The following is a 25,754-nucleotide window of genomic DNA, read 5'->3' as shown; positions in this document are numbered from 1 at the left end:
TGGCCGGGGGGCGGAGCGCACGGCGCCGGTCCGGCCGCCCGAGCCGGTGCCTGCGCGGCGGCCGGCGACTGCGGCGTCGCGGGCTGCGGCGTCGTCGGCTGCTCGGCCGCGGGCCGGGACCGCCGGACGAACTCCCGGCGCGGACCGGCGGACTCGGGAGCCGCCGGCTCGGCGGCCGGCTCCGGGCGAGCGGGCGTCTCGCGGACGGCGGGCGCCTCCCGGACGGCGGGCTCCCGGACCGGGGCCTCGGGAACCGGGCGCCCGGCGGACTCGCCCGCGATCGACAGCCGCCGCTCCAGGCGCTCCAGCCGCTGCAGGGTGGCCGCCGCCGAGTCGTCGGTCGCGGGCAGCAGCATGCGGGCGCACACCAGCTCGAGCAGCAGCCGCGGCGCCGTCGTCCCGCGCATCTCGGTCAGGCCCTCGTGGACGGTGTCGGCCATCCGCGACAGGGTCGCCGAGCCCAGCGCCCGCGCCTGCGAGCTCATGAGGTCCAGCCGGTCGGGCGGGCAGTCGAGCAGCCCGTTCCCGCCGGCGTCCGGCACGGCGTCGAGCACGATGAGGTCGCGCAGCCGGTCGAGCAGGTCGGTGGCGAAGCGGCGCGGGTCGTGCCCGGCCTCGACCACCCGGTCGACGGCGCGGAACACCCCCGGCGCGTCGTGGGCGGCCAGCGCGTCGATGGTCTCGTCGAGCAGCGCGTCGTCGGTCACCCCGAGCAGGCCGACGGCGCTCTTGTAGGTGACGCCCTCGCCACCCGCGCCGGCCAGCAGCTGGTCGAGGATCGACAGCGAGTCGCGCACCGAGCCCCCGCCGGCGCGCACCACCAGCGGGAACACCGTCGGCTCGACCTGCACGCCCTCGGCGGCGCAGGTCTTCTCGAGCAGGCCGCGCAGTGTCGTCGGCGGCACCAGCCGGAACGGGTAGTGGTGCGTGCGCGAGCGGATGGTCGACAGGACCTTGTCCGGCTCGGTCGTGGCGAAGACGAAGACGAGGAACTCCGGAGGCTCCTCGACGACCTTGAGCAGGGCGTTGAAGCCCTGCGTGGTCACCATGTGCGCCTCGTCGACGATGTAGACCTTGTAGCGGCTGTTCACCGGGGCGAAGAACGCCCGCTCGCGCAGGTCCCGGGCGTCGTCGACACCACCGTGGCTGGCCGCGTCGATCTCGATGACGTCCAGCGACCCCGGCCCGTCGGGGGCCAGCGCGACGCACGAGCCGCAGACGCCGCACGGGGTCGACGTCGGCCCCTGCTCGCAGTTCAGCGAGCGGGCGAGGATCCGCGCCGACGACGTCTTGCCGCAGCCCCGGGGGCCGCTGAACAGGTACGCGTGGTTGATCCGCCCGCCGTCGACGGCGTTGACCAGCGGAGTCGTCACGTGCTCCTGGCCGACCACCTCGGCGAAGGTCGCCGGGCGGTACTTCCGGTAGAGCGCCAGAGCCACGCGACGAGGTTACGTGGCAGGTCCGACGCCGCCGTGGACCTCCACCGCGATCCCGACGACGGGGAGGAAGAGAGGACCCCCCGCGCACCCGCCAGAGCCCGCTTATCCTTGCTGCCTTCCGGCCCTGGGGAGGTTCACAGGGTGACGCCACGCGAGGGGTCGGCACCCACTGTAGGGCAATTCGGGTCGGCCGCCGCCACGACCCCCCGCTACGCTCCCGGCCCATGACGCCCTGGCCCCGCCCCGAGGCTCGCCCCGAGCCTGCGAGGGGGGAGGAGGACCGGGTCCTCCCCCTCCCCCCGCCCCGGTCCTGACCCGGAGCACCGCGGGCTGAGCCCACCCCGGCGCGCGCCGAGGACGCTGCGCCGTGCTCCGGACCGACTCCCCCGATCCGGAACCCGCGACCAGGAGCGTCATGTCCACCCCCACCCGCGCCGCGACCAGCGGCGCACCGACCGCGGCGCCGTCCCGCGGCTTCGTGCTCGTCGTGCTCGCCGCCCTCTGCTGGGGCACCTCGGGCGTCAGCGGCCGCGTGGTCGCCGACCGCACCGACCTCGGCCCGCTGGACATCGCCTGGCACCGGCTGGCCATCGGCGCCGCGGTGCTGCTCGCCGCCCACCTGCTCACCCGCCGCCGGGCGGTCGCCGGCGCCCCGCTGACCCGCCCGGTCGCCGCCCGGCTCGCGCTGGTGGCCGCCGGCCTCGCCGCCTACCAGCTGGCCTACTTCGCCGCCGTGGCCTCCGCCGGGGTGAGCATCGCCACCCTGGTCGCGCTGGGCCTGGCACCCCTGCTCGTCGCCGTCGGCGCGGCGCTGCTCGGGCACGGCCGGCCCGACCGGGCCACCGTCGCCGCCCTCGCCGCCGCCCTCACCGGGCTGGGCCTGCTGGTCGGTCTGACGGCGGGCGCCTCGGCGGGGACGGCGGTGCTGCTCGGCGGCCTCCTCGCGGTCGGCTCGGCCCTGGGCTACGCCGTCGTCACCCTCGCCAGCGGCGGCCTGCCGGCCGGCGTCCCGGTGACGCTGGTGGGGTTCGCCGGCGGGGCGCTGCTGCTGACCCCGGTCGCGCTGGCCGCCGGCCTGCGGTTCACCACCGAGCCGGTCGCCCTGCTGACGCTGCTCTACCTCGGAGCGGTGCCGAGCGCCCTGGCCTACGCCTTGTTCTTCCGCGGGCTGCGCACGGTGCCGGGCGCGGTCGCGGCGATCGTCACCCTGCTGGAGCCGGTGACGGCGACGGCGCTCGCGACGGCGTTCCTCGGGGAGCGGCTGCCCCTCGGCGCGCTGGCCGGCGGGGTGCTCGTGCTGGCCGCCGTCGCCGGGCTCTACCTGCGCCGGCTGGGCACTCCCGCGCCGGGACCGACCGCGCCCGGCACCTGAGCGCCGACGCACGGAGGCCGGGCCCCGCTGCTGCGCGGGACCCGGCCTCGGGTGCGGAGGATGGGAGATTCGAACTCCCGAGGGGTTGCCCCCAACCCGCTTTCCAAGCGAGCGCCATAGGCCACTAGGCGAATCCTCCCGGTGCCCGGCCAGGATACCGGGCGGTGCCGCGGCGGTCAGCGAGGGCACCCGGTGGCGCCGGGTGTGGTTTCGCCCCGGCGCCCTGGGGAAGGCTGGTCCGGAACGGGATCCCCGGCCCGCGGCACCAGGAGGCAAGCCCCATGAGCGAGACCGAGCAACTCCGGCCCGAGGTCGTGGAAGCCATCGTCGCGGTGCTGAAGGGCGCCGACCCCTCGGGGCTGCCGCCGACCGCGACCAAGGAGGAGAAGGACGCCGCCAAGGACCGCTACCTGTCGGAGTTCGTCGCCGAGCGCAGCAAGCGCGACCGGCAGACCCGCGCCTGGGAGTTGCTGCTGACCCGCAGCTACGACGAGCCGCCCACCTGGCAGCGACTGTTCGACGACCTCGCCCCGGACGTCGTCGACCAGCTCGGCGAGCTCTACGACGCCCTGCCCGCGGGTGCCCAGGAGGAGTACGCCCGCCGGTACGGCGTCCCCACCGGCGTCTGACCGGCGCCTCGGCGCCGGCGCGTCACTGACGGACCCCATGAGCGGACCCGACCACCTCGTCGCCGGGCGCTACCGGCTGCACGCCCGCGTCGGCGGCGGCGGCATGGGCACGGTCTGGCGGGCCACCGACGAGGTCCTGGGCCGCCGGGTCGCGGTCAAGCAGGTCCTCCCGCCGAGCGGCGCGGACCCGACCGCGGTCGAGCAGCAGCGCCAGCGTGCGCTGCGCGAGGGCCGCATCGCCGCCCGCCTGAGCCATCCCCACGCCATCTCCGTCTACGACGTCGCGGTGGACGAGGCCGGGTCGCCGTGGCTGGTGATGGAGTACCTGCCCTCCCGCAGCCTGGCGGAGGTGCTGGCCGAGGACGGCGTCCTGCACGTCGACCAGGTGGCCCAGATCGGCGCCCAGGTGGCCGACGCCCTGGTGGCCACCCACGCGGCGGGGATCGTGCACCGGGACGTCAAGCCGGCGAACGTGCTCATCGGTGAGGGGGCCGGGGTCGACGGCCTGGTGAAGATCACCGACTTCGGCATCTCCCACGCCACCGGCGACGTCACGCTGACCCAGACCGGGCAGATCACCGGCACGCCCGCGTTCCTGGCCCCCGAGGTGGCGCAGGGGTCCGAGATGACGCCGGAGAGCGACGTGTTCTCCCTCGGCGCCACCCTCTACACCTGCCTGGAGGGCGAGCCCCCGTTCGGCATGGACGACAACGCCCTGCGGCTGCTGCACCGGGTCGCCGGCGGGCAGGTCGCCCCGCCGCGCCGGGCCGGCTCGATGTCGGGCGCGCTCACCCGGATGCTCGCGGTCGACCCCGCCGCGCGCCCGTCGATGAGCGAGGTCCGCGATGAGCTCGCGCGGCTCGCCGCGGGGCGGGACGGGGACCCGACGACGGTGCTGATGGCCCGCACCATTCTCCGGTCGTCCACCAACCGGCAGCGGACCGCCGAGCTCGGCGCGGGCGAGATCCCGGCCGGCGGGGGATCTGGCGGGGGTGCCGGTCCGCGCACCGCCGTCCAGGACGTGCCGCCCGCGCAGCCGTCGCCCCCGACCCCGCCTCCTACGCCGCCGCCCGCCCGGCCGGCGTCGATCGTCACCGCGCGGCCCCGCAAGCGCCGCCCCGGCCTGGTCGCCGCGGTGGTGCTGGCCGTGCTGCTCGTCGCCGGCGGGATCGCCTGGCTGGTCACCCGCGGCGACGCCCCCGAGGGCGCATCGGCAGCGGACCCGCCGGCGTCGTCCGCGGCGCCGTCGAGCGAGGCCGACGGGGGCTCCGCCGGGGCGGACCCCGGCACGGAGCCCGCGCCGTCCTCCGACGCGACCGCGCCGCCCGCCGACCAGCCCGCCGACGAGCCCGCCGACGAGCCCGCGGAGGACGCACCTCCGCCGGACGACCCGGACGCCGTCGCCGAGCAGACCCTCGCCCGGTACTACGAGCTGCTGCCCGGCGACCCGGACGCCGCCTACGCGATGACCGGGCCCACGCTGAAGTCCGCGGCCAGCCCCGGGTACTACCGGGACTTCTGGTCGCCGTGGTCGGAGGTCGAGCTCGCGGAGCTCCGGGACGTCTCGCGGCAGGACGACGGGTCGGTCACCGCGACCACCGAGGTGCGGTACACCGGCCGCGACGGGGGCAGCCAGGTCGAGCTGCACGAGGTGCGCTTCGTCCGCGCCGACGACGGCGACTGGCTGGTGGACTTCGACCGGTACGTCGGGCCCGTCGGCTGACGCACCTCCCCGAGCCGTTCCGGTGAACGGCCGCGAACAGCAGCGAAGCCGCCCCCAGGGTCCCCGACCAGCAGGTCGGAGCCCCTCGGGACGGCTTCGCCGTCAGGACTGGCGGTGGCGGTGGGATTTGAACCCACGGAGGCTTGCACCTCACACGCTTTCGAGGCGTGCTCCTTCGGCCGCTCGGACACGCCACCGCCGCAGAGACTACAGGGCCCGCCGGCGCCGGAAGAACGCGCGTAGGAGCGCGGCGGACTCCTCCGCGCGCACTCCCCCGGTGACCTGCGGCCGGTGGTTGAGCCGGCGGTCGCGGACGACGTCCCACAGCGACCCGGCCGCCCCGGCCTTCGGGTCGTCGGCGCCGTAGACGACGTGTCCCACCCGCGCCAGCACGCTCGCACCGGCGCACATGGTGCACGGCTCGAGGGTGACGACGAGCGTGGTGCCGGTCAGCCGCCAGCCGTCGCCGTGCACCCGCGCGGCGGCGCGCAGGGCGAGCACCTCGGCGTGCGCGGTGGGATCGCCGCGCTTCTCCCGCTCGTTGGCCGCCTCGGCCAGCACCGCCCCGTCCGGGGCCAGGACGACGGCACCGATGGGCGTGTCGCCCCACTCCACCGCGGCGGCGGCCAGCTCCAGCGCCCGCCCCATCGCCGCGTCGAGGTCGGGAGTCACCGGGTTCCCTCCGGCGTGCTCGTGCTCTGCCCACCAGCGGGGGCAGAGCACGAAGGGAGAGCCCGGACCTGCCCTGCGGGGAGCTCGTGCTCTGCCCACCGGGGTGGGCAGAGCACGACTCCGCGCGGGGGGAGGTGTGCCGGGTCCGCGGTCACGCCGGGACCCGCCGGCCGCCGGCGTCGTCCAGCGGGATCCCGACCAGCGCGGACAGCTCGGCGAGCGCCGCCGCCGGGTCGACCACCTTGACGGTGTGCATGCCCAGGGCCCGCGCCGGCTCGAGGTTGATGCCGAGGTCGTCCAGGTAGGCGCACTCCCCGGCCCCGACCGGCCGGCCGGCCGCGTCGGAGAGCCGGGCCAGCGTCCGCCGGTAGATCTCCGGCTCGGGCTTGCGCACGCCCTCCACCGAGGACTCCACGACCACGTCGAACAGGTCCAGCAGCTCCCCGAGCCGGCCGGTGCGCTCCATCGGCGCGACGTTGTTCGACAGCAGGGCCAGCGGCACGCCCCCGTCCCGCAGCCGCCGCACGGCGGCCACCATCGACGGGCGCAGGTCCCCGCCGAGCGCGGCGAGCACCCGGCGGGCGTCGAGGCGGTGCCCCGCCACCCGGGCCTCGGCCTCGAAGGCGTCGACGAAGCCCGCGGCGTCCAGCTCGCCGCGCTCGTACCGGGCCCACGCGTTGGTGTCCGGGTCGGTGCTGTTCAGCCGCCGGACGAGCCCGTCAGGCAGCCCGGCCTCGGCCTCGTACGCGGCGAACGCCGTCATCGGGCTCTCGGTGAGCACCCCGCCGAGGTCGAGGACGACGGCGGTGACCCGCGCGGTCACGTGCGCACGGCGGCCGCGAGCTCCTCGGCGAAGCCCAGCCGCGCGGCGATCGCGGCCACCATCTCGTCGGCCCACAGGTCGTCGGCGGTCACGATCGGCCGCAGCTGGTCGGCGGGCAGCCCGTCGTCGGCGAAGACGTCGAGGTCGCCGCCGGGCCAGCCGGTCTCGTCGTCGTCGAACGCCCCGTCGGCGTCCACCGCGATGCCGTAGCGCTCCACCACCTCGGCGGCCAGCACCCACTCCTGCATGGTCGCGTCGGAGATCAGCGCCCGGACCAGGCCCCCGGGCCCGTGCCGGAGGACGACGAAGTACAGCCGCGAGTCGACGACGACGACGAACGGTCCGGGCCACGCGCCGACGCCCGGCTCCCCCAGCGCCCGCTCCAGCACCGGCAGCTCGTCGCCGGCGTCGGCGGCCAACAGCTCCACCCGCCAGCGCCCGTCGGGCCGGCTCACCCGGACCGCCCAGCTGGCCCGTACCTCCGGCTCGGTCACCGCTTGCGCAGCATGGTCAGGCCGTCGGAGACGGGCAACAGCACCGTCTCCCAGCGGGGGTCGGTGGCCAGCGCGGCGTTGAGCTCGACGATCGCCCGCTGGTTGTCGTTCTCCGGGTCGAGCACCCGGCCGTTGGCCAGCGTGTTGTCGAGCAGCACCACTCCGTTGGCGGTCATCCGCGGGTGCAGGTCCTCGACGTAGCCGGCGTACCCGGTCTTGTCGGCGTCGACGAAGGCGAGGTCGAACGTCGGCTCGGCCGGCAGCGCGCGCAGCGACTCGTGCGCGTCGCCCAGTCGCAGCTCGATCCGGTCGGCCAGCCCGGCGCGGGCCCAGTAGCGGCGGGCGATCGCCGTCCACTCCGCGTTGACGTCCAGGCACAGCAGCGAGCCGTCGTCGGCCAGGCCCCGGGCGACGCAGAGGGCGGAGTAGCCGGTGAAGGTGCCGATCTCGATCGCCCGGCGGACGCCCAGCGCGCCGGTGAGCAGCTGCATGAAGGTGCCCTGCTCGGGCGCGATCTGGAAGGTCGGGGGCACCTCGCCGCGGTCGGCCAGGGCGGCGGTCTCGGCGAGCAGGTCGGCGACCACGTCGTCCGGCGGCTCGGACGAGGCCCGTACGTACCCGGCCAGCTCGGGGGTGAGGAGGAACGAGCGCGGCGTCATGGCGCCTGCGGGCGGAGGAGCGCGGGGGTCATAGCCTCTGATCATGGCCGATCCCGCCTCGCACGACGACGGCGCCGACGTCGACCCCGCGCTGTTCACCCGGCTGGCGGACGACCCGCTCGCCGGGCTCCTGGGCATCGAGCTGGAGCAGGTGCGCCCCGGGTACGCGCGGGCCGCGATGACGGTGGGGCCGCAGCAGCTGAACGCCGTCGGCACCGCGCACGGCGGGGCCACGATGGCGCTGCTCGACGTCGTCCACGCGGCGGTGAGCAACAGCCACGGCACGGTGGCGGTCGCGCAGGACGTGCACACCGAGTTCCTCGCCCCCGGGCGGCTCGGTGACCGGCTGGTCGCCGAGGGGACCGAGGTGCACCGCAGCAGCCGCACCGCGGTGTACCGGATCGACGCCCGCGCGCAGGACGGCCGGCTGGTCGCCACCGCGCTGGCCCGCGTGTTCCGCACCGAGCGCCCCTGGGAGTCGCCGGCATGACCGCGTTCCCGGTCCCGACGATGCCCGCCCCGCCGGTGGCCGTCGTCGGGCTCGGCCAGCTGGGCGGGTCGCTGGCCGCGGCCCTGGTCGCGGCCGGCCGCCCCGTCACCGGCTGGGACGTCGACCCCGCCGCGCGGGAGGCCGCCGGAGCGCGGGGGGTGCGGATCGCCCGGGAGCTGGCGGGCGTGGTGGTGCTCGCCGTGCCGCTGCCGGCGATGGCCACCGCCCTCGACGGCCTCCTCCTCGCCCCCGACGCGACCGTCACCGACCTCGGCTCGGTGAAGGCCCCGGTGCTGGCGCAGCTGCGGCCGGCGCTCGGCGGCCGGTACGTCGGGGGCCACCCGATGTGCGGGACCGAGCGGTCCGGCCACGCGGCCACCGATCCCGGCCTGTTCACCGGCGCCCGGTGGGCGCTGTGCCTGGAGCCCGACACCGAGCTGCCGCGCTGGCTGCGGGCGGCCGAGGTGGCGCTGGACGCCGGCGCGGAGGTGGTGCCGGTGACCGCCGCGGAGCACGACGACGCCGTCGCCGCGATCAGCCACGTCCCCCACCTGCTGGCCGCGGCCCTGGCCGCCGCCGCCGGGGAGGCCGGCCCGCTGGCCCTCGCGCTGGCCGCCGGCAGCTTCCGCGACGGCACCCGGGTGATCGCCAGCGACCCGGCCTTCGTCACCGCGATGGTCGAGGGCAACGCCGGGCCGACCGCCGCCGCGCTGGCCCGGGTGCAGGCGCAGCTGGCCCGGCCGTGGCCGGAGCTGGTCGGCGCCGGGCACGCGGTGCGGGCGGCCCCACCCGGCCGCCGTCCGGTGCGGGTGCCGCTGGACCGCAGCGCGCTGCTGGCCCTGGGCCGGGCCGGGGGTGCGGTGACCCGGCGGCTGGCGGCGTTCGTCGAGGGCTGGGTGCCCGACCCCGGCTGACACGGTTGTGCCCGCCGCGCGGCGGGCAGGGAGGACGACATGGACGAGAAGGATCTGCTCAGCCGCATCCACGCCCTGGTCGACGAGGAGCACCAGCTGCGGGAGTCGGGGGAGCACACCGACGACCAGCGTGCCCGGATGTCCGAGGTGGAGGCCCAGCTGGACCAGTGCTGGGACCTGCTCCGGCAGCGCCGCGCCAAGCGCCAGTACGGCGAGGACCCCGACGAGGCCTCCGCCCGGCCCGAGCAGCAGGTCGAGGGCTACCTCCAGTAGCCCGCCGGCCGGGGCGGACCCCGCTGCGCTACGGGAGGTCAGCGGACGCATCTAATCTGTGAGGGGGCGGTCACGGGGGTCGCCGGACCACCCTGACCGACCGACGGGGGACTGCAGCATGGGCCGCCACGCCGACACCCGGAGCCGCCGCGGGTCCCCGCAGCTCGCGCCGCAGGTCCTCATCGCGCTGGCGGTTGCCGCGGTCGTGCTGGTCGCCGGCGGCGTCACCTGGTGGGCGGTCGGCTCCGGCGCCGGGGACTGTGAGCGCACCGACGTCGTCCGCGTGGCCGTCGCCCCCGAGCTGGCGCCGGTCGCGGAGCGGGTGCTGTCCGGTGCCCCGGGGCTGGGCACCGAGGACTGCGCCGGCGTCGAGGTGTCGGCGCAGGAGCCGGTGCAGACCGTCGGCGACCTCAGCGCGCTGGAGGGCGCGGACCTCCCGCACCTGTGGGTGCCCGACTCCTCCCTGTGGCCGGCCCGCGCCGGCGAGGTCCCCCTCGAGGTGGCCGGGTCGGTGGCCACCTCGCCGGTGGTCCTGGCCACCAGCCGATCCGCGGTCGACGCGCTGGGCTGGGCGGAGACGGCGCCGGGCTGGGCCGAGGCCCTCGCCGGCCGCCAGGCGCTCGCGGTGCCCGACCTCGCGACCAGCGCCGAGGCGCTGGCGGCGCTGACCGCGGTCCGGACGGCGCTGGGCGCGGACGAGGACGCGGACAACGCCGTCGTCCAGGCGGTGCTGGCCGCCGAGCGCGAGCCGGCGGTCTCCTCCGCCGACGCCCTGACCGCCGGCCGCGAGGGCGCCGAGGACGCGCCGCTGGTCCCGGTCAGCGAGCAGGAGGTGTACGCCGCGGCCCAGGGCGAGGGCGAGTCCGCGCTGGTCGCCGTCTACCCCCGCGAGGGCTCCCCGTCGCTGGACTACCCGGTCGTGCGGGTGGGCTCGGCCACCGGGGCCGACGCCGCCGCCGTCACCGCGGCGATCGAGGCGCTCACCTCCGACGCCGCGCGCACCGCCGCCCAGGAGGCGGGGTTCCGCGACCCGGACGGCGCGGCGCCCCCCGACGCCGGGGAGGCCACCGGGACGCTGGCGGAGGCGCCCGAGGCGCTGCTCCTGGACCCGGCGCAGGTCCAGGCGCTGCTCGCCCAGCTGTCGGAGCTGGCCGCCCCCTCGCGCATCCTCACGGTCTTCGACGTCTCCACGTCGATGGAGGCGCCGGCCGGCGGCGGCACCCGCGCCACCCTGGCCCGCGACGCGGCCAAGAGCGCGCTGTCGCTGGTGCCGGGGAACTTCGCCCTCGGGCTCTGGGTGTTCGCCCATGAGCTGGAGGGTGACCAGGACTGGACCGAGCTCGTGCCCACCCGGCAGCTGGACGCCTCGGCCGACGGGAGCGTCCAGCGCGACCTGCTCGACGACCAGCTCGACACCATCCCCGACCGGCTCACCCCGGGCGGCACCGGCCTGAACGACACCACGCTGGCCGCCGTCCGGGCCGCCCGCGCCAACTACGACCCCACCGCGGTGAACAGCGTGCTGATGGTCACCGACGGCACCGACGAGGACGACGGGATCGAGCTGGACGCGCTGCTGCAGACGCTGCGCGACGAGGCCGACGCCGACCGGCCGGTGAAGGTCATCGGTGTCGCGCTGGGCCCGGACGCCGACCTGGACGCGCTCGAGCAGATCGCCGCCGCGACCGAGGGTGCGGCCTACTCCGCCGTCGACCCGACCGACCTGCAGACCGTCCTGTTCGACGCGCTCCGCCAGCGGGAGTAGGCGGTCAGGTACGGGCGAGCAGGCCGTCGAGGGCCGCGGTGACCTCCTCGACGGTGACCCGGGCCAGGGCGGGGTCGAGGTCGGTCCCCCACGGGTCCCCTGCGCCGTCGCCGTGCCACAGGACGACGTGCAACGGCCCGCCGTTCCGTGCGGTCCGCGGCGGCGGACCCCACAGCGCCGGGGACACCGGCCCGAACAGCACCACCGACGGCCGGCGGTAGGCGGTCGCCAGGTGCGCCATCCCGGTGTCGCCGCTGAGGACGACGCGGGCCCCGGCGACGAGCGCGGCCAGCTCCAGCGGAGAGGTCCGCCCCGCGAGCACCGCCCCCTCCCCCAGCCCGGCGGCGTCGGCCACCCGTTGGGCGAGCGGCACCTCGACCGGGCCGCCGGTGATCCGCACGTCCAGCCCGGCCGCGGCCAGGTGCCGGGCGACCGCGGCGAACCTCTCCGGTGGCCAGCGCCGGCCGGGGAACGCCGCCCCGGGGTGCACCAGCGCGACGCCGTCCGGCGCCGGAGAGGGGACGCCGGGCACCGCCAGGTCCAGCGCGTCGGGGTCGGCGGCGGCGCCCAGCCCCTCGGCGACCAGCCGGCACCAGCGGTGCACCTCGTGCTCGTCGGGGTACCAGGTCGGCCCGGGATAGCCGGGGCTGGCGAAGGTGAGCAGCCGGTCGGGCTGCAGGTCGGCGACGACGACGTGCGACGCCGGGCCCTTCCCGTGCAGGTCGACGGCGAGCTCGGGCGGCGGGCCGGCCCAGTCCAGCGGCTCGAGCTCACGGGCTGGTAGCACGTCGTCGACGGCGTCGACCAGACCGGCGAGGGGCTCCAGCGCGGTCGTCGTCGCGAGCACCAGCCGGTGTCCGGGCACCGCCGTCCGCACCGCCCGGATCGCCGGGACCCCGGTCAGCAGGTCCCCGAGCCCCAGCGGCCGCAGCACCACCGCGACGGGCTGGTCGCCCCCCCGTCGGTTCCCGCGGAAACCGACGGAAGCGGAGTCCTTCACCACACGCGAGAGCGCTCGACCAGGGCGGTGGTGGAGTGGCCGTCCAGGTAGGGCAGGACGACGGCCTGGCCGCCCCACCGGCGCAGCACCGCGGCCTCGGGCAGGTCGGCCCCTGCGTAGTCGCCGCCCTTGACCCACACGTCGGGCCGCAGCCGGTCGAGCACCTCCGCCGGGGTGTCCTCCTCGAACACCACCACGGCGTCGACGAACTCCAGCGCCTCCAGCACCCGCGCCCGGTCGGCCGCGGTCACCAGCGGCCGGGTCGGGCCCTTCAGCCGGCGCACGGAGTCGTCGGAGTTGATGCACACGACCAGGCAGTCGCCCAGGCCGCGGGCCGCGCGCAGCGTCGCGACGTGGCCGGAGTGCAGCAGGTCGAAGCAGCCGCCGGTGGCGACGACGGTGCCGCCGGCCGCGCGGACCCGGGCGAGGACGCCGTCGGCCCCCGGCGCGGCGTCGACGTCCGGGGCGGCGGGCTCGGCGTCCCACGCCGAGGCCCCGCCGCGGGCCACGAAGGTCCCCGCGAACGCCACCGCGGCGGCCACCGCCTCGCCGGTCACCGCGCCGTCGGCCAGGGCCAGCGCGGCCGCCGCGGCGAAGGAGTCCCCCGCGCCGCACGGGTCCCCGCCGGTGACCGGCAGCGCGGGCACGACCATCGGCGCGCCCTCCCCGTAGGAGAGCAGCGCACCGCGGGCGCCCAGGGTCACGGCCACGGCCCCGACGCCCCAGTGCCGGATGAGCGCCTCGGCCCGGGCACCCACGGCCGCCAGTCCGTCGCCCCCCGCCGCGACCCCGGCGGCGGCCGCGACCCGCGCCGCCTCCGCGCCGTTCGGGGTCACCAGCCGGACCGAGGGCAGCGGGTCGGCGCCGCGCGGGTGCGGGTCCCAGACGACCGGTCCCCGGGCCTGTGCCAGGGCGGCCCGGACGTCGGCGGCCGCCGTCGTTCCCCGGCCGTAGTCGGCCACCAGCACCGCCGCGGCGTCGCGGATCGCCGCTGCCGCCTCGGCGGGCAGCGGGCCGAGCGCCGCCACGGGGGCGCCGCTGTCGAGCCGGACGACGGAGTGGTCGCCCACCCGCACCCGCTGCTTGACCGCGGTGCCACCGGTGGCCGGGATCTCGACCAGCCGCACCCGGCCGGCCAGCAGGGCGCGCAGCCGGTCGGCGCCCTCGTCGTCGCACATCGGCGTCACGAGCACGACCTCGCGGCCGGTGGCCTGCGCGGCGACCACCGCGGCCAGCGCCGCGCCACCGGGGCGCTCGCGGGTGTCGACGTCCTCGACGACGGGGACCGGCGCGTCGGGGGTGAGCCGGGAGGCGGTCCCGACCAGGTCGACGTCGAGCAGCGCGTCGCCGACGACGACGAGCGACCCGGTCACGAGACCACCCCGATCCGGCTGTCCGGCACGCGGGCGGGCTCGGCGAGCACGGCGGCGTCGAAGGCGGCACAGACCAGGTGCAGCGCGACCAGGTGGCACTCCTGCACCGTCGCCGTCCACGGGCTGTCGATGCAGACCGCGTCGTCGGCGGCCGCGGCGAGGGGGTTGGGCGCCGGGCCGGTCATCGCCAGCACGGTGATGCCGCACTCCCGGGCCCGGCGGGCGGCGGCGACGGCGTTGGGGCTGCGGCCGGAGGTCGACAGCAGGACCAGGACGTCGCCGGACCGGCCGTGCGCCTCCACCTGGCGGGCGAACAGCTCCTCGGCCGGGTAGTCGTTGGCGATCGCGGTGAGCGAGGAGGTCTCCGCGGTGAGGCAGATCGCGGAGAACGGCGGTCGGTCGGCGCGGTACCGGCCGACCAGCTCGGCGGTCAGGTGCTGGGCCTGAGCAGCGCTGCCGCCGTTGCCCGCGGCCAGCAGCCGGCCCCGCTCCGACCCGCACAGGACGTCGGCGACCTGCCGGCCCCACCGGTCGAGCGTGTCGAGCTGCCCGTCCAGCGAGCGCAGCGCCGCCGTCAGGGACGCGACGTGGTCGGCGCCGGTCAGGTGGGTGCAGGTGTCGGGCGAGACGACCTCGCGGGCGGCGGAACTCATCGGGCGACCTCCACGGGGCGACGGCTGGCCAGGACCTGCCGGTAGACGTTCTCGGTGTCGGCGACCACGCGGGCCCACCGGTAGCGGTTGCGGGCCCGGCGCACCCCGGCCGCGCCGTAGGCGGTCCGCCGGGCGTCGTCGGCCAGCAGCGCGGCCAGCACCGCGCCGAGCCGGTCGGGGTCCCGCGGCGGGACCAGGTCACCGGTGACGCCGTCGGCGACGGAGTCCTGCAGCCCGCCGACGGCGGTGGCGACCACCGGCCGGCCGCAGGCCATCGCCTCGAGCGGGGTGATGCCGAAGGGCTCGTACCAGGGCACGGCCAGGACGACGTCGGCCGAGCGCAGCCAGGCCGGGACGTCGGCCCGCGCCACCGAGCCGGTGAACACCAGCCGGTCGGCGACGCCGGCGGCCGCGGCCACCGCGCGCAGCCGCTGCACCTCGGGGTCGCCGTCCAGCCGGTCGGCCGGCGGGCCGCCCACGACGACGAGCTCGGCGTCCGGGACGGCGGCCAGCGCGCGGACGGCGTCGTCCTGCCCCTTGCGCTCGACCAGCCGGCCGAGCACCAGCAGCCGCTGCCGGCCCGGGGTGCGCGGCGCGACGGGGCCCCTCGGCGTGAACACCGAGGTGTCGACGCCGCACGGCACGATCGAGGCGCGGTCGCTGTCGAGCCCGAGGCGGCGCAGCTCGAACACCTCGTCGGAGCAGGTGGCGACGACGTGGGTGACCGTGCGGCACAGCGACCGCTCGAGGTCGATCCGCTGCGGCGGCGAGGGATCGGCGGCGCCCTGGTGGCGGCGCTTGACCGAGCCGAGGGCGTGGAAGGTCTGGACGACCGGGACGTCCCCCGCCGCCGCGACCGAGGCCAGGCCGCTCATCCAGAAGTGCGCGTGCACGAGGTCGGGCGGGTCCGCGGCCCAGCCGCGGCGCAGCACGGCGGCGAACTCGGGCATGTGCTGCAGCAGGTCGTCCTTGGGCAGGACGCGCTCCGGCCCCGCGGTCACGTGCACCACGTCGTAGCCGTCGACCGTGGGCACGCGGTCGGGCTGGTCCGGGTCCTCGCGGCGGGTGTGCACCGTGACGTCGTGCCCGCGCTGCGCGAGCCCCGCGGCCAGGGCCGCGACGTGCACGTTCTGCCCGCCGGCGTCCACGCCGCCGATCGCGGCCAGGGGGCTGGCGTGCTCGCTGACCAGGTGGATCGTGAGCGGCCACGCGCCCGGCTGATCGGTCCTCATCGCGTCACCTCCTCGAGCAGTGCGTCCCAGTCGCGCAGGAACCGGTCGAGCCCGTAGCGCTCCAGCGCGGCGGCGCGGGCCGCCTTGCCGGCCAGCCGGGCGGCATCCTCGTCGTGCAGGTACGTGCGGACGGCACTCCAGAGACGCTCCGGGTCGGTCGAGAGCACGCCGGCCTCGCGCGGCACCGCCTCCACCACCTCGGTGGTGGCCAGCCCGACCACCGGCATCCCCAGGTGCATCGCCTCGAGCAGCGACAGCCCCAGGGAGGTCCAGCGGACCGGGTGCACGTACACCCGGCGGCGGGCCAGCTCGGTGTGCATCGCGGCCTGCGGCGGGTCGTCGTGCAGCGCGACCCGGTCCGGGTCCAGGCCGTACCGCTCGTGCAGGCCGGTCAGCCCCATGCCGAAGACGTCGACCGGCGCGACCGCGGCCAGCCCGGGCAGCAGGTCGGCGCCGACGGTGCGGCCGCGGCGGACCGGCTCGTTGGTGACGACGGCGGCGCGGGCCAACTCGCCGGTCCAGCGCTCGCCGGGGTCGACGATGCCGTGCTCGATGACGGTCGTCGGCGCCCGGCCGTTGTCGTAGAAGAGCCGGTTGAAGTGGGTGACGTGGGCGATCGGGATGTCGTCGCGGCCGGCCAGCGGGTGCCGGGTGTGCGGGACCGGGCCGTCGTCGGGCTCGAGCCCCGGGGCGTTGTGCTCGAGGAAGACCGCGGGCAGGTCGCGGCCGGGCTCGCGGCCCAGCCACTCCCGGACCAGCTCGAGGTCGCGGGTGCGCTGCAGGACCACGACGTCGACGTCCGCGTCGCGCAGCGCCTCCGGGGTCACCTCGCGGGCCGACGCCGGCCAGTCCCAGGTGCGGGCCCGGCCGAGCCCGTCCGGGCCGCGATCGGCGGTGACCGGCAGCAGGTACTCGTGCCGGCCCTGGACGAACGCCGTCGCCCACGACCCGTGCACGTGCCACACCAGGACCCTCACGCGGCTCCCACCTTCTCGACAGCCGCGACGACGTCGGCCGCGGACACGGACGTGAGGCACGGGTGCCCCGGGACCGGGCACTCGCGGGCGCGGGTGTCACGGCAGGGTGCGGACTGGTCGCCGAGCAGCACCGTGGGCACGCCGTAGGGCGCCCAGCGCGCGGCCGGCACGACCGGGGAGAACAGCGAGACGACCGGCGTCCCGACGGCGGCCGCGAGGTGCGCGGGCCCGGTGTTGCCGACGACGACGGCCGCGGCGCCATCCAGCAGCGCGGCCATCTCGGCCAGCGAGGTGCCGCCGCCGAGGTCGACGCCACGGCGGCCGGCGACGGCCGCGGTGAGTTCCCGCTCGCCGGGGCCGCCGGTGACCAGCACCCGGTGGCCGGCGTCGGCCAGCGCCTCGACGGCCTCGGCGCAGCGGTGCGCCGGCCACGCGCGGGCGGGCACCGACGCCCCGGGGTGCAGCACGACGTAACCGGGCTCGTGCGCGACCGCGGGGAGGGGCCGGCGCACCGCGAGCCGGCCGTCGTCGCCGGCCGGCAGGTCGAAGCCCGCGGCTCGGGCCAGGGAGAGGGCCCGCTCGGGCTCGGGCAGGTCGTCGTCCACGCGGTGGCGGACGTCGAGCAGGGCGCCGGGGTAGTCGACGCTGATCGCCGAGATCCGGGGCACCCCGGCCGCGCGGAGGAGCAGTGCCAGCGGCAGCGGCGACTGGTGGAAGGACGTGGAGACGACGGCCGCGTCGGGCGCCAGGGCCCGCACCCGCTCGGTGAGCGCGGCGAGGTCGGCGGCGTCGACCGGCGGCGGGTCGCCCAGGATCCACGGGCAGGACCACGTCTCCACCCGGTCGACGCCGGGCAGCAGCGCCGCGGCCTCGGCTCCGGCGGGGCCGGCGAGGAACACCACCCGGTCGGCGCCGGCCGCCACGGCGCGCACCATCGGCCCCTGCACCAGCACGTCGCCGGCCGAGTCCAGCCGGGCGACGAGCACGGTGCCGGTCACCAGGCTCCCGCCAGGACGTCGTCGACCGCGGCGGTCAGCGTGTCCGCCCGGCGCGGCGCCGCGGCGACCTCCGCCTTCCGCGTGACCGGCGTCGGGACGAGGATCCCGGTCGCGCCGGCGGCGGCCGCGGCCTCGACGTCGGCGCCGATGTCCCCGATGACCACGCACCGGGCCGGGTCGACGTCGAGCTCGGCGCAGGCGGCCTTGACCATCCCGGGCGCCGGCTTGCGGCAGGCACAGGCGTCCTCGGGCCCGTGCGGGCAGACCTGGACGGTGTCGAACGGGCCGAGCAGCTCGTCGAGGCGGGCCATGCAGGCGTCGACCTGCGCGCGGGTGATCAGCCCGCGCGCCACCCCGGACTGGTTGCTCACCACGCCGACCCGCACGCCCCGGGACCGCAGCGCGTCGACCGCCTCCCGCGCCCCCGGCACCGGCTCCACGAAGGCGGGGTCGCCGTTGTACGGGTAGTCGCGGACGAGGGTGCCGTCGCGGTCGAAGAGCACCAGGTCGGGCAGCCCGCGCCACGGCCGCACGCGCCGGTGCCGGACGGCGCCCCGCAGCCAGTGCCAGGTGGCCAGCGGGGGGATGAGGGCCGACGTGAGCGCCATCGTGGCGACCTCGGCCCGGTCGCGGGGGCCGGGCGCGATGCGGGCCCAGGCGAACTCGGCGGTGCCGGCGACCCAGGCCGCGGCGGCCGCGAGCGCCGCCCGGGGCCGGCCGGCGGCGGCGAGCCCCGCGGCGGCGACCGCGGCAGCCGTGACCGCGGTGTGCTGCGGACGGCGGCCCAGCGGGGCGTCGGCGCGCTCCCGCCAGTCGCGCCCGTGCAGCCGCCGCATGAGGACGTCGTCGGCGTTGCCGGCCTGCACCCGCACGCTGACCCACCGGTCGACCGGGCGGACCGGGTGCGTGATCCAGCGCTGTCCGCGGACGAGCCGCGCGCCGGTGTCCATCACCCGCAGCGCGAGGTCGGAGTCCTCGCGGAAGGCGCGGGGGAAGCGCTCGTCGAAGCCGCCGACCGCGGCCAGCGCGGAGCGGCGGTAGGCCAGGTCGGCGGTGATCCAGGAGCTGGTCGCGAGGCCCGCGGTCCCCCGCTCCCAGTCGGTGGGGCGGCGGTCGGCCGGCAGCGGCACGCGGACCCGGCCCTGGCTGCCGGCGACGTCGGCGGGCAGCCCGGCCAGGTCCTCGGCGAGGCGGTCGTACCAGTCGGGGTCGGGGACGACGTCGTCGTCGAGGAAGGCGATCCACTCGGCGCGCGCCGTGCGCCAGCCCAGGTTGCGGGCGCGGGCGGGGCCGCCTCCGCCGGTACGCACCACCCGCACCGGGGGCAGCCCGGGCCGCTCGGGCTCCAGGGGCGCCCCGGAGGGCCGGTCGTCGACCAGGACCAGCTCGGCCGGGCGGGGGCCGCGGGCCTCGGCGAGGGCGTCGAGGAGCACGCCGAGGGAGGGCCGGCCGACCGTCGGCACGACCACGGCGCACTGCTCGATGCCCACCTGCACCGTCGCGTGCTGCCCGGTCCTCCCCACGCGGAAACACTACGGGCTTGAAGTATCCCCGAACGGCGTACCGCCCGGCCCCTGAAGCAGCGGCTCCGCGTTCAGCGGCGGCTCCGCGCCGCCGCGGACACGCGGGCGAGGGCGTCGGTGACGACCGCGGCGTCGTCCCCCAGGAGGGCGAGCAGGTGCGCGACCAGGTCGTCGTGGGTCGGCGCGGCCGCCTCGACCTTGGCGCGGCCGGCGGGGGTGAGCCGGGCGTGCAGCAGCCGCTTGTCCCCCGCCGCCCGCTCGCGCGTGACCAGGCCCTCGGCGACCAGGCGGCTGACCGTGCTGGTCACCCCGGCGCGGGACAGGCCGAGCGCGTCGGCGACCTCGCCCATGGTGGCGTGCTCGCCGGGGGACTGCGCGATGCGCCGCAGTGCCTCGAAGCCGGTCAGCGAGATGTCGTGCTTGCGGTGCAGCGCCGAGTCGACGCGCCGGGTGATGCGGTCGTGCACCTGGACGATGCGCACCCACGTCTCGGCCGGACTGGGCGCCACCCCGGGGAGGGCAGCGGGATCCCGGGGGACGCCGGGGGCCGGGACGTCGGGCGCGAGGGCGTCCTCGGGGAGGTGCACGCCGTCCATCGTCGCCGACCGCGCCCTCACGCGCTCCCGGGAGGCGGCGACCCGGACGGCTGGGTCCGCCGGCGGCCGGCCGCCCGCAGCAGCCCGACGGCCGCGACGAGCAGCGCCGACCCGGTGACCACCAGCGGCCACGAGGTCCCGCCGTCCGGCACGGGCAGCGCCGCGGCGTCGGCCGCGGGGACCACCGGCGCGTCCGGAGCCGTCGCCCCCGGGAGGGGCGCCGCCTCGAGCCCGCCCGCGGGCACCGGGGTCGCGAGCGCCGGCGGGGTCCCCGGGACCCCGGCGTCCGCCGCGGGTGGCGCGATGGCCGCGCAGTCCTCGGCGGCCGGGCGGGTGAAGGACCAGCCCTCGAGCCCGTCGACGTAGCTGTCCGCGCCGTCGAGCGAGGTGTAGAGGAGGTCCGGGTCGATGTGCTCGCCCCAGTCGACGTCGTCGGTGCTGAGGACGACGACCGCGCCGGGCGCCACCTCGGCCTCGTCCTCCCCCGCCGGCCGGCGGGTGGTGGCGAGCGTGACCGTGTAGCCGACCGCGCCGCCGGTGACCTCGACCACGACGCCGCCGGGACGGCAGCTGGGGCCGTGCGTGACCCGCGCGTCGGGACGGGCGGGGTCGTCGACGGCGGCTGCGGGGGCGGCACCGGCGATGCCGGCAGCGAGGAGCACCGCCCACAGGCCCGCGACGGCCGCGGCGCCCGGGACGAGCCTGGTGACGACCGGCACGTGCACGTTCCCCCTGGATCCTGCTCGCCGGCGCGGCCGTGGAGGCGGCGCCGGGATGCCCCTCATGATGCCGTCCGGAACGACCCGTTGACCCTCGGTCACGGGAGCTGTTCGCGTGTCGCCGCGGCGTGTCGGGAGATTTGTCGACTCCGGTCCCCGGCGGGCTGTGACGCCGGGCTCACTACGGTGGCCCGGGTGGACTCTGCTGCAGGAACCGGACGCCGCCGGCAGGACGAGGTGTACCGGGCCGGGGTGTACGGCCGGCGGCCCCGGGTGCCGACGGCGGCCCGCGCCCTGCAGCGCCGCGCGCGGGCCGCGCTGACCCCACGGGCCTACGCCTACGTGGCCGGGGGCGCCGGGGGCGAGGCGACCCAGCGGGCCAACCGGGCGGCGTTCGACCGGTGGGCCGTCGTCCCCCGGGTGCTGCGAGACGTGAGCGTCCGGGACACCTCGGTGGAGCTGTTCGGGCGCCGGCTGCCGGCGCCGCTGCTGCTCGGCCCGGTCGGCGCGCTGGAACTGGTGCACCCCGAGGCGGACCTCGCGGTGGCGCGGGCGGCGGCCGCGCTGGGCGTGCCGATGGTCTTCTCCAACCAGGCGTCGGTGCCGATGGAGGCGTGCGCGGCCGCCATGGACGGGGGCCCGCGCTGGTTCCAGCTGTACTGGTCGACCTCCGACGAGCTGGTGGAGAGCCTGGTCGCGCGCGCGGAGGCCTGCGGCTGCGACGCCCTGGTGGTCACCCTCGACACGACCATGCTCGGCTGGCGGCCCCGCGACCTGGACCAGGGCCACCTGCCGTTCGCGTTGGGCAAGGGCATCGCGCAGTACACCTCCGACCCGGTGTTCCGCCGGCTGGTCGAGCAGCGGGCGACGGCGCCGGCACCGGTCCGCCCGGGCGCCTCGGCCGAGCGCGACCGGCAACCCCGGCCCACGCTGTCGGCGGTCCGGGCGCTGGTCGGCATGGCGCGCGCCTGGCCGGGCCCGCTGGTGGGGAACCTCCGCTCCCCGCTGCCGCGCGCCGCCGTCGAGACGTTCCTCGCCATCTACTCGCGGCCCTCGATCACCTGGTCCGACCTCGCGTGGCTGCGGTCGCGCACCCGGTTGCCGATCGTCCTCAAGGGCGTCCTCCACCCCGACGACGCCCGGCGCGCGCTGGACGAGGGGGTGGACGGCGTGGTGGTCAGCAGCCACGGCGGCCGGCAGGTGGACCGCTCGATCGCGGCGCTGGACGCGCTGCCCGAGGTGGTCGCCGCGGTCGGCGACCGCGCGCCGGTGCTGCTCGACAGCGGCGTGCGCAGCGGCGCCGAGGTCCTGACGGCGGTCGCGCTCGGTGCCCGGGCGGTGCTGCTCGGCCGGCCCTTCGTCTGGGGCCTGGGGCTGGCCGGGGAGGCCGGCGTGCGGCAGGTCGTCTCCGACGTGCTCGCCGAGTTCGACCTCTCGCTCGGCCTGACCGGGCACACGGCGGTCGGCCAGCTCGGCCCGGAGGTGCTCCGCCGCGTGGGCTGAACGACACGCCGGGGCGGGGTTGCATCTGCATGTGGCCTGGGTCACAGTGGCCGTGGGCGGGGGTAGCCGGCTACGAGTGGCCACCCACTGCTGGGTGGACCGACCAACGCGGCCAGACCGTCAGGACCGGCCCCCCGCCCCTCACTCCCGCCGTCCGGAGTGGCGGACGGCGCGTCGACCTCCACAATCCCTGGCATGCGCACGCTGCGCGCCGCGGTCGGCCTGCTGGTCGCCTCCCTCGTGGTGCTCGCGGTGGCGGGTGCGGCGGTCACCGGGGCGGGACGCGCGGCCGTCGCGGCCGCCCAGCGCGACCTCGACCAGCAGGTGCTGCCGGCCCGCCAGACCGCGACCGACCTCGCCACCGCCTACGTCGACCAGGAGTCCGGCCAGCGCGGCTACCTCCTCACCGGCGACCCGGAGTTCCTCGAGCCCTACGAGCGGGGCCGGACCGCCACGCTGGAGCTGCAGCGGCGGCTCGCGGACCTGCTGGACGACGACGCGGCCGGATCCGGCCTCGTGGCGGCGGTCCGCTCCGCCGGGAGCTCCTGGCACGACGAGACGGCCGAGCCCGGCATCGCCGCCCGCCGGCAGGGACCCCTGACCCCCGCCGAGCTGGACGCCGTCACCCGGGAGGGCAAGGTCCGGTTCGACGCGCTGCGCGCCCAACTGGCCGCCCTGCAGGCGCACACCGCCGTGCTGACCGCCGACCAGCTCCGGGCCATCGGCAGGGCGCAGACCGCGGCGAACGCTGTCGCCGTCCTCGCCGCCGTCCTGGCCCTGGCCGTCGCGGTGGCGGTCGTCCCGCTAGGCCGCCGGCTGCTGACCCGGCCCCTGGACCGGCTGCTCGACGACGTCCGGGCCGTGGCCGCCGGGGACCACGACCGCACGATCGCCGCCGGCGGGCCGCGCGAGCTGGCGTCGATCGCCGAGGCGGTCGACCGGATGCGGGCCGCCGTCGTCGCCCACTCCCGGGACCGGGCAGCCGTCGAGCACGAGCTGGCCCTGCGGCAGGAGCACGACCGCATGGCCGCCGACCTGCACGACCTGACGATCCAGCGGGTCTTCGGGGTGGGCCTGCGCCTGACCGCCCTCGCCCGGCGGCACCCCGAGGTGGCCGGCGCGGTGCGGCCGCTGGTCCAGCAGACCGACCGGATCATCGGGGAGCTCCGCACGGTGATCTTCAACCTGAGCCGGTCGGAGTCCGGCGACACGCTCCGCGCACGGGTCATCGACGTCGCCGACGAGAGTGCCCGCGTCCTCGGCTTCACGCCCTCGCTGGAGTTCTCGGGCGCGGTGGACACCCTAGCCTCCGACACCGCCGGCGCGGAGGTGCTCGCCGCCCTGCGCGAGGCCCTGAGCAACACCGCCCGGCACGCGTCCGCCACGGCGGCCGCCATCAGCCTGGCGACCCGCGACGGCAGCCTCAGCCTCACGGTGACCGACAACGGCGTCGGCGTACGGCCGGACGCCCCGGCGGGCAACGGGCTGGCGAACCTGCGGGCCCGCGCCGAGCGGCTCGGAGGCACCGTCGACATCGGGCCCGGACCGGACGGCTCCGGCACGACGGTCCGGTGGCGGATCCCGGCCGGCGCGCCCTGAGCCGACCGGGGCCACGGCCGGTCAGCCCGTGAGCGCGACCACGGCGGACAAGGTGCCCAGCAGGCCAGGACGCGGCCGTCGCCGTCGCCTGTCGGGATCGACCCGGACCTCGCGTGTCCGGAACGGCTTCTGCTCAACACGTGACGGGGAGGGGCAGGTCTTCTGGTGAGGACGGGGGCGGCCGCGCGGACCTCGACCCCCGGAGAACACTGCGGCCCCGCCCCCACGAAGGGGACGAGGCCGCACTGCTGTCTCAACCAGACGTGCACCCGAAGGGATTCGAACCCCTAACCTTCTGATCCGTAGTCAGGTCGAGGACGTGTCGGACTAGCTCGGGCGATGACGGAACCTACCGTTTTCGCAGGTCGCAGGGCTGGGCCCGTGCTGGGTCGTCCCTGCCGATATCGGCTGCTACTCGACGGTTCGCGCCCACATTGCGCCCGCACACACGACATCAGTCCGGCGATTGCATGACGATGCCGAGCACGCTGACGAGGGCCGAGTGCCCGCTCGGCGAGCGGCCGGCCTGGCAGTACGACGGATCTACCCCGCCGGGAGCGGGAAGAGCGCCAGGCGATTGGGCTGGAGGAGTACGCCCAGGCCGCGCACCGTGCCACGGTCCTCCAGGTAGCGGACCGCCGACTCGATCACCTCGGCGTCGTCCATGAAGAAGCCGAGCCCCGAGTTGCAGTGACGGCACAGCACCCCCCGGATGCACCGGCCACAACCGTCTCTCGCGCGCTTCACCGAGCAGCACCGATGGTCGTGGTCGAGCGCGAACGCCGGCTCCTCACACCCGTCGATCGCGCACTCGCCACCCTGCTGCTCGATCAGCTCCCGGCGGTACTTCATCAGCCCCTGGGGTGAGACGTCGACCGGAGTGTGGACGACCAAGGCCCTCCCCCGTCGGTTCGGCGACGGCTGGGCCTGTGTCTGACCCCGGTTGGCATACGCCTCTCGCACCTCGTTCGGGATGCGGCCCAGCTGTCCTTCGGTCAGCAGGCCCACGGCGACACCCCACTCCCGGATCTCCGCCGCCTCGCGCCCGCCGACCGAGCGGTGCCGCGTGCGCCGGACGCGGTGGGGGGCGGGGCCGGGGAGATGCGGCTTGCGGAGGTACTTGACCGCGCCCGCGAGGAGCACGATGTCGTCGCGGAACCATCCGAGCGACCAGTTGCATCCGTTGCACAGCACGCCCCGGATGCAGTCCACGCAGTTCTTGTCGCCCGGACAGCACCGATGGTCGTGGTCGAGGCGCTCCGCTGGATTGACTCCGCAGATCGCGCACAGCCCGTCCTGAACGGCGATCAACGCCCGGTACTCGTCCTCGGTGACCCCCCGACGGAATCGCCGCGCGACCTGAGACCGATAGTCGGCGGGCTTGCCGGCGAGGAACGCCTGCTGTCGACAGTCCTTGTCCCGACAGTACTTGCGCCGCCGGGTGACCGATGAGGGAGCGGGCGGCAGCGGGTCGTTGCACCAGCCGCAGAGCCACACCTCGGGCGGAACCTCCAGCGGCTTCCCCATGCGCCCGCGCTTGCGGGAATGGCCGTTCGCGCTGTGGAACACGTCCGAGCACTTCTTGCTGCAGAACACGGTCCGCTTGCCCTCCGGGCGCCGACCACACTCAGGGTTGCGGCAGGTCTCCCTCACGGGCGCGGACCGTACTGGGCCCCGCCGACAACATGCAGCAGATACATGCTCCTTGGACGTCGATACCTCGAAGTATCATGATACCTTGCTCCATATGGCGAATAACCCAAAGTATCAGCCGGAGGACCTCGTCCTCGTCGTGTGGCCTCGCCAGTCGGAGCCGGCCGTCACCGCGGGCCACATCACCTGGGAGGAGGCTGCCCGGGAGGCGTGGGCCATGGACCAGGACAAGGCCGACCGCGTCCGCATCCTCGTCGCCGTCCACGACGACGTCGTCGTCGGCGCCTGGGCCGTGGTCGGCGTGACCCACGAGGCCTCCGTCCCCGAGGGCAAGACGCGCATGGTGAGCCGCAGCGCGTTCACCACCGAGGCCGACGAGCGTCTCGACTACCTGGTCGGGACTCCCTCGCCGAAGGCCCGGCAGCGGAACCCGCAGTCGACCCTCGAGCTCCGCGACCTCCCTGGTGCGCAGGAGCTCCTCAGCGAGACCGAGCCGTCCGAGGATGGCCTCGTCCGCCTGGGTGCCTACACGCTCATCGTCCGCGCCGACGGCCGTGCGGAGGTCCACATGCCGGCCGGCGGGGCTCTGACCATCCGCACCGCAGCCTGACTCGCTCCCCCATCGAAGGGCGTCCAGCCACACCGGCTGGGCGCCCTTCTCCATGTCCGGGTCCG

General features: G+C 76.9%; 25 protein-coding genes, 3 tRNA genes and 1 other RNA gene. 10 read left to right on the top strand and 19 right to left on the bottom strand.

Features of this window, described 5'->3' with window-relative positions; genetic code table 11:
* On the bottom strand, nucleotides 1–1,439 hold a 1,439-nt coding region (locus PGN05_RS21545; RefSeq protein ID WP_419754617.1), incomplete at its 3' end, for a DNA polymerase III subunit gamma and tau.
* A gap of 68 nt (nucleotides 1,440–1,507) precedes the next feature.
* An RNA gene (gene ffs / locus PGN05_RS21540) (signal recognition particle sRNA small type) lies at nucleotides 1,508–1,603 on the bottom strand.
* Between the two features lie 251 nt (nucleotides 1,604–1,854).
* Here ffs and PGN05_RS21535 point away from each other — a divergent pair.
* On the top strand, nucleotides 1,855–2,811 hold the full coding sequence (locus PGN05_RS21535; protein WP_419754616.1) for a DMT family transporter: 957 nt from the start codon (nucleotides 1,855–1,857) through the stop codon (nucleotides 2,809–2,811).
* Nucleotides 2,812–2,865: 54 nt separating this feature from the next.
* Here PGN05_RS21535 and PGN05_RS21530 read toward each other — a convergent pair.
* Nucleotides 2,866–2,950 (bottom strand) — tRNA-Ser (locus PGN05_RS21530).
* Nucleotides 2,951–3,092: 142 nt separating this feature from the next.
* On the opposite strand from PGN05_RS21530, the gene PGN05_RS21525 reads away from it, so the two are divergent.
* Together PGN05_RS21525 and PGN05_RS21520 are read left to right on the top strand one after the other, a co-directional pair.
* Complete coding sequence (locus tag PGN05_RS21525; protein WP_419754615.1) at nucleotides 3,093–3,440, top strand: hypothetical protein; 348 nt, start codon at nucleotides 3,093–3,095, stop codon at nucleotides 3,438–3,440.
* Nucleotides 3,441–3,477: 37 nt separating this feature from the next.
* On the top strand, nucleotides 3,478–5,163 hold the full coding sequence (locus PGN05_RS21520; RefSeq protein ID WP_419754614.1) for a serine/threonine-protein kinase: 1,686 nt from the start codon (nucleotides 3,478–3,480) through the stop codon (nucleotides 5,161–5,163).
* Nucleotides 5,164–5,272: 109 nt separating this feature from the next.
* On the opposite strand, the gene PGN05_RS21515 is transcribed toward PGN05_RS21520, so the two are convergent.
* The 5 genes from PGN05_RS21515 to PGN05_RS21495 all read right to left on the bottom strand — a co-directional run bounded on the left by PGN05_RS21515 (nucleotide 5,273) and on the right by PGN05_RS21495 (nucleotide 7,811).
* Nucleotides 5,273–5,360 (bottom strand) — tRNA-Ser (locus PGN05_RS21515).
* 10 nt (nucleotides 5,361–5,370) lie between these two features.
* Nucleotides 5,371–5,835: a nucleoside deaminase gene (locus tag PGN05_RS21510; protein ID WP_419754613.1), complete on the bottom strand. Its 465-nt coding sequence runs from the start codon at nucleotides 5,833–5,835 to the stop codon at nucleotides 5,371–5,373.
* Nucleotides 5,836–5,986: 151 nt separating this feature from the next.
* On the bottom strand, nucleotides 5,987–6,658 hold the full coding sequence (locus PGN05_RS21505; RefSeq protein ID WP_419754612.1) for an HAD-IA family hydrolase: 672 nt from the start codon (nucleotides 6,656–6,658) through the stop codon (nucleotides 5,987–5,989).
* Entirely contained in the window at nucleotides 6,655–7,152 is a 498-nt protein-coding gene (locus PGN05_RS21500) for a tRNA adenosine deaminase-associated protein (RefSeq protein ID WP_419754611.1), read from the bottom strand. The genes PGN05_RS21505 and PGN05_RS21500 overlap by 4 nt, the downstream gene beginning before the upstream one ends.
* Nucleotides 7,149–7,811, bottom strand: coding sequence for an O-methyltransferase (locus PGN05_RS21495; RefSeq protein WP_419754610.1), 663 nt, complete (start codon nucleotides 7,809–7,811; stop codon nucleotides 7,149–7,151). Before PGN05_RS21495 ends, PGN05_RS21500 begins: the two co-directional genes overlap by 4 nt.
* A 43-nt stretch (nucleotides 7,812–7,854) precedes the next feature.
* Here PGN05_RS21495 and PGN05_RS21490 point away from each other — a divergent pair, with 43 nt between their 5' ends.
* The 4 genes from PGN05_RS21490 (at nucleotide 7,855) to PGN05_RS21475 (ending at nucleotide 11,253) form a co-directional block, all read left to right on the top strand.
* The gene (locus PGN05_RS21490; RefSeq protein WP_419754609.1) at nucleotides 7,855–8,301 is read left to right on the top strand and encodes a PaaI family thioesterase; all 447 of its coding nucleotides are present in this window, start codon (nucleotides 7,855–7,857) and stop codon (nucleotides 8,299–8,301) included.
* Nucleotides 8,298–9,215, top strand: coding sequence for a prephenate dehydrogenase/arogenate dehydrogenase family protein (locus tag PGN05_RS21485; protein WP_419754608.1), 918 nt, complete (start codon nucleotides 8,298–8,300; stop codon nucleotides 9,213–9,215). The genes PGN05_RS21490 and PGN05_RS21485 overlap by 4 nt, the downstream gene beginning before the upstream one ends.
* A 39-nt stretch (nucleotides 9,216–9,254) precedes the next feature.
* On the top strand, nucleotides 9,255–9,488 hold the full coding sequence (locus PGN05_RS21480; RefSeq protein WP_419754607.1) for a DUF2630 family protein: 234 nt from the start codon (nucleotides 9,255–9,257) through the stop codon (nucleotides 9,486–9,488).
* 118 nt (nucleotides 9,489–9,606) lie between these two features.
* Nucleotides 9,607–11,253: a VWA domain-containing protein gene (locus tag PGN05_RS21475; protein ID WP_419754606.1), complete on the top strand. Its 1,647-nt coding sequence runs from the start codon at nucleotides 9,607–9,609 to the stop codon at nucleotides 11,251–11,253.
* A 4-nt stretch (nucleotides 11,254–11,257) separates the two neighbouring features.
* On the opposite strand, the gene PGN05_RS21470 is transcribed toward PGN05_RS21475, so the two are convergent.
* The 9 genes from PGN05_RS21470 to PGN05_RS21430 form a co-directional block, all read right to left on the bottom strand.
* Nucleotides 11,258–12,190: a glycosyltransferase family 9 protein gene (locus tag PGN05_RS21470; protein ID WP_419754605.1), complete on the bottom strand. Its 933-nt coding sequence runs from the start codon at nucleotides 12,188–12,190 to the stop codon at nucleotides 11,258–11,260.
* A 59-nt stretch (nucleotides 12,191–12,249) separates the two neighbouring features.
* Nucleotides 12,250–13,626 (bottom strand): D-glycero-beta-D-manno-heptose 1-phosphate adenylyltransferase, encoded by a 1,377-nt coding sequence (gene rfaE2 / locus PGN05_RS21465; protein WP_419754604.1) that lies wholly within the window; start codon nucleotides 13,624–13,626, stop codon nucleotides 12,250–12,252.
* A complete protein-coding gene (locus PGN05_RS21460) occupies nucleotides 13,623–14,279 on the bottom strand; it encodes a D-sedoheptulose-7-phosphate isomerase (protein ID WP_419754603.1) in 657 nt (218 codons plus the stop codon). Before PGN05_RS21460 ends, rfaE2 begins: the two co-directional genes overlap by 4 nt.
* Complete coding sequence (locus PGN05_RS21455) at nucleotides 14,276–15,511, bottom strand: glycosyltransferase (protein WP_419754602.1); 1,236 nt, start codon at nucleotides 15,509–15,511, stop codon at nucleotides 14,276–14,278. The genes PGN05_RS21460 and PGN05_RS21455 overlap by 4 nt, the downstream gene beginning before the upstream one ends.
* Nucleotides 15,508–16,488 carry a glycosyltransferase gene (locus tag PGN05_RS21450; protein ID WP_419754601.1) on the bottom strand — a complete coding sequence of 327 codons (981 nt, stop codon included), beginning with the start codon at nucleotides 16,486–16,488 and terminating at the stop codon, nucleotides 15,508–15,510. The genes PGN05_RS21455 and PGN05_RS21450 overlap by 4 nt, the downstream gene beginning before the upstream one ends.
* Nucleotides 16,485–17,486 carry a glycosyltransferase family 9 protein gene (locus PGN05_RS21445; protein WP_419754600.1) on the bottom strand — a complete coding sequence of 334 codons (1,002 nt, stop codon included), beginning with the start codon at nucleotides 17,484–17,486 and terminating at the stop codon, nucleotides 16,485–16,487. Before PGN05_RS21445 ends, PGN05_RS21450 begins: the two co-directional genes overlap by 4 nt.
* Nucleotides 17,483–19,009: an HAD-IIIA family hydrolase gene (locus tag PGN05_RS21440; RefSeq protein ID WP_419754599.1), complete on the bottom strand. Its 1,527-nt coding sequence runs from the start codon at nucleotides 19,007–19,009 to the stop codon at nucleotides 17,483–17,485. Before PGN05_RS21440 ends, PGN05_RS21445 begins: the two co-directional genes overlap by 4 nt.
* Nucleotides 19,010–19,080: 71 nt before the next feature.
* Nucleotides 19,081–19,605 (bottom strand): MarR family winged helix-turn-helix transcriptional regulator, encoded by a 525-nt coding sequence (locus tag PGN05_RS21435; RefSeq protein ID WP_419754619.1) that lies wholly within the window; start codon nucleotides 19,603–19,605, stop codon nucleotides 19,081–19,083.
* A 17-nt stretch (nucleotides 19,606–19,622) separates the two neighbouring features.
* Nucleotides 19,623–20,330, bottom strand: coding sequence for a hypothetical protein (locus tag PGN05_RS21430; RefSeq protein WP_419754598.1), 708 nt, complete (start codon nucleotides 20,328–20,330; stop codon nucleotides 19,623–19,625).
* A gap of 189 nt (nucleotides 20,331–20,519) precedes the next feature.
* On the opposite strand from PGN05_RS21430, the gene PGN05_RS21425 reads away from it, so the two are divergent.
* Both PGN05_RS21425 and PGN05_RS21420 read left to right on the top strand, forming a co-directional pair.
* Nucleotides 20,520–21,827, top strand: coding sequence for an alpha-hydroxy-acid oxidizing protein (locus PGN05_RS21425; RefSeq protein ID WP_419754597.1), 1,308 nt, complete (start codon nucleotides 20,520–20,522; stop codon nucleotides 21,825–21,827).
* Nucleotides 21,828–22,022: 195 nt separating this feature from the next.
* Nucleotides 22,023–23,426: a CHASE3 domain-containing protein gene (locus PGN05_RS21420; protein WP_419754596.1), complete on the top strand. Its 1,404-nt coding sequence runs from the start codon at nucleotides 22,023–22,025 to the stop codon at nucleotides 23,424–23,426.
* A 264-nt stretch (nucleotides 23,427–23,690) separates the two neighbouring features.
* Here the strand turns inward: PGN05_RS21420 and PGN05_RS21415 are convergent.
* Nucleotides 23,691–23,795 (bottom strand) — tRNA-OTHER (locus tag PGN05_RS21415).
* A 174-nt stretch (nucleotides 23,796–23,969) separates the two neighbouring features.
* A complete protein-coding gene (locus tag PGN05_RS21410; RefSeq protein ID WP_419754595.1) occupies nucleotides 23,970–25,022 on the bottom strand; it encodes an endonuclease domain-containing protein in 1,053 nt (350 codons plus the stop codon).
* A 151-nt stretch (nucleotides 25,023–25,173) separates the two neighbouring features.
* Between PGN05_RS21410 and PGN05_RS21405 the strand changes: the two genes are divergently transcribed.
* On the top strand, nucleotides 25,174–25,689 hold the full coding sequence (locus PGN05_RS21405; protein ID WP_419754594.1) for a hypothetical protein: 516 nt from the start codon (nucleotides 25,174–25,176) through the stop codon (nucleotides 25,687–25,689).
* Nucleotides 25,690–25,754: the final 65 nt, after the last annotated feature.

Source organism: Geodermatophilus sp. CPCC 206100 (genome assembly GCF_048569675.1).
Taxonomy (GTDB): domain Bacteria; phylum Actinomycetota; class Actinomycetes; order Mycobacteriales; family Geodermatophilaceae; genus Geodermatophilus.
Note: the sequence above shows the minus strand (reverse complement) of the source record. Positions and strands in the feature narration are given on the sequence as shown.

Excerpts from the sequence above, each read along its gene's own strand:
- PGN05_RS21405 (WP_419754594.1), top strand. The coding sequence starts at position 25,174 with ATGGCGAATAACCCAAAGTATCAGCCGGAGGACCTCGTCCTCGTCGTG.
- PGN05_RS21455 (WP_419754602.1), bottom strand. The coding sequence starts at position 15,511 with ATGAGGACCGATCAGCCGGGCGCGTGGCCGCTCACGATCCACCTGGTC.
- PGN05_RS21485 (WP_419754608.1), top strand. The coding sequence starts at position 8,298 with ATGACCGCGTTCCCGGTCCCGACGATGCCCGCCCCGCCGGTGGCCGTC.
- PGN05_RS21435 (WP_419754619.1), bottom strand. The coding sequence starts at position 19,605 with ATGGACGGCGTGCACCTCCCCGAGGACGCCCTCGCGCCCGACGTCCCG.
- PGN05_RS21520 (WP_419754614.1), top strand. The coding sequence starts at position 3,478 with ATGAGCGGACCCGACCACCTCGTCGCCGGGCGCTACCGGCTGCACGCC.
- PGN05_RS21480 (WP_419754607.1), top strand. The coding sequence starts at position 9,255 with ATGGACGAGAAGGATCTGCTCAGCCGCATCCACGCCCTGGTCGACGAG.
- PGN05_RS21535 (WP_419754616.1), top strand. The coding sequence starts at position 1,855 with ATGTCCACCCCCACCCGCGCCGCGACCAGCGGCGCACCGACCGCGGCG.
- PGN05_RS21420 (WP_419754596.1), top strand. The coding sequence starts at position 22,023 with ATGCGCACGCTGCGCGCCGCGGTCGGCCTGCTGGTCGCCTCCCTCGTG.
- PGN05_RS21525 (WP_419754615.1), top strand. The coding sequence starts at position 3,093 with ATGAGCGAGACCGAGCAACTCCGGCCCGAGGTCGTGGAAGCCATCGTC.
- PGN05_RS21490 (WP_419754609.1), top strand. The coding sequence starts at position 7,855 with ATGGCCGATCCCGCCTCGCACGACGACGGCGCCGACGTCGACCCCGCG.
- PGN05_RS21475 (WP_419754606.1), top strand. The coding sequence starts at position 9,607 with ATGGGCCGCCACGCCGACACCCGGAGCCGCCGCGGGTCCCCGCAGCTC.
- PGN05_RS21460 (WP_419754603.1), bottom strand. The coding sequence starts at position 14,279 with ATGAGTTCCGCCGCCCGCGAGGTCGTCTCGCCCGACACCTGCACCCAC.
- PGN05_RS21495 (WP_419754610.1), bottom strand. The coding sequence starts at position 7,811 with ATGACGCCGCGCTCGTTCCTCCTCACCCCCGAGCTGGCCGGGTACGTA.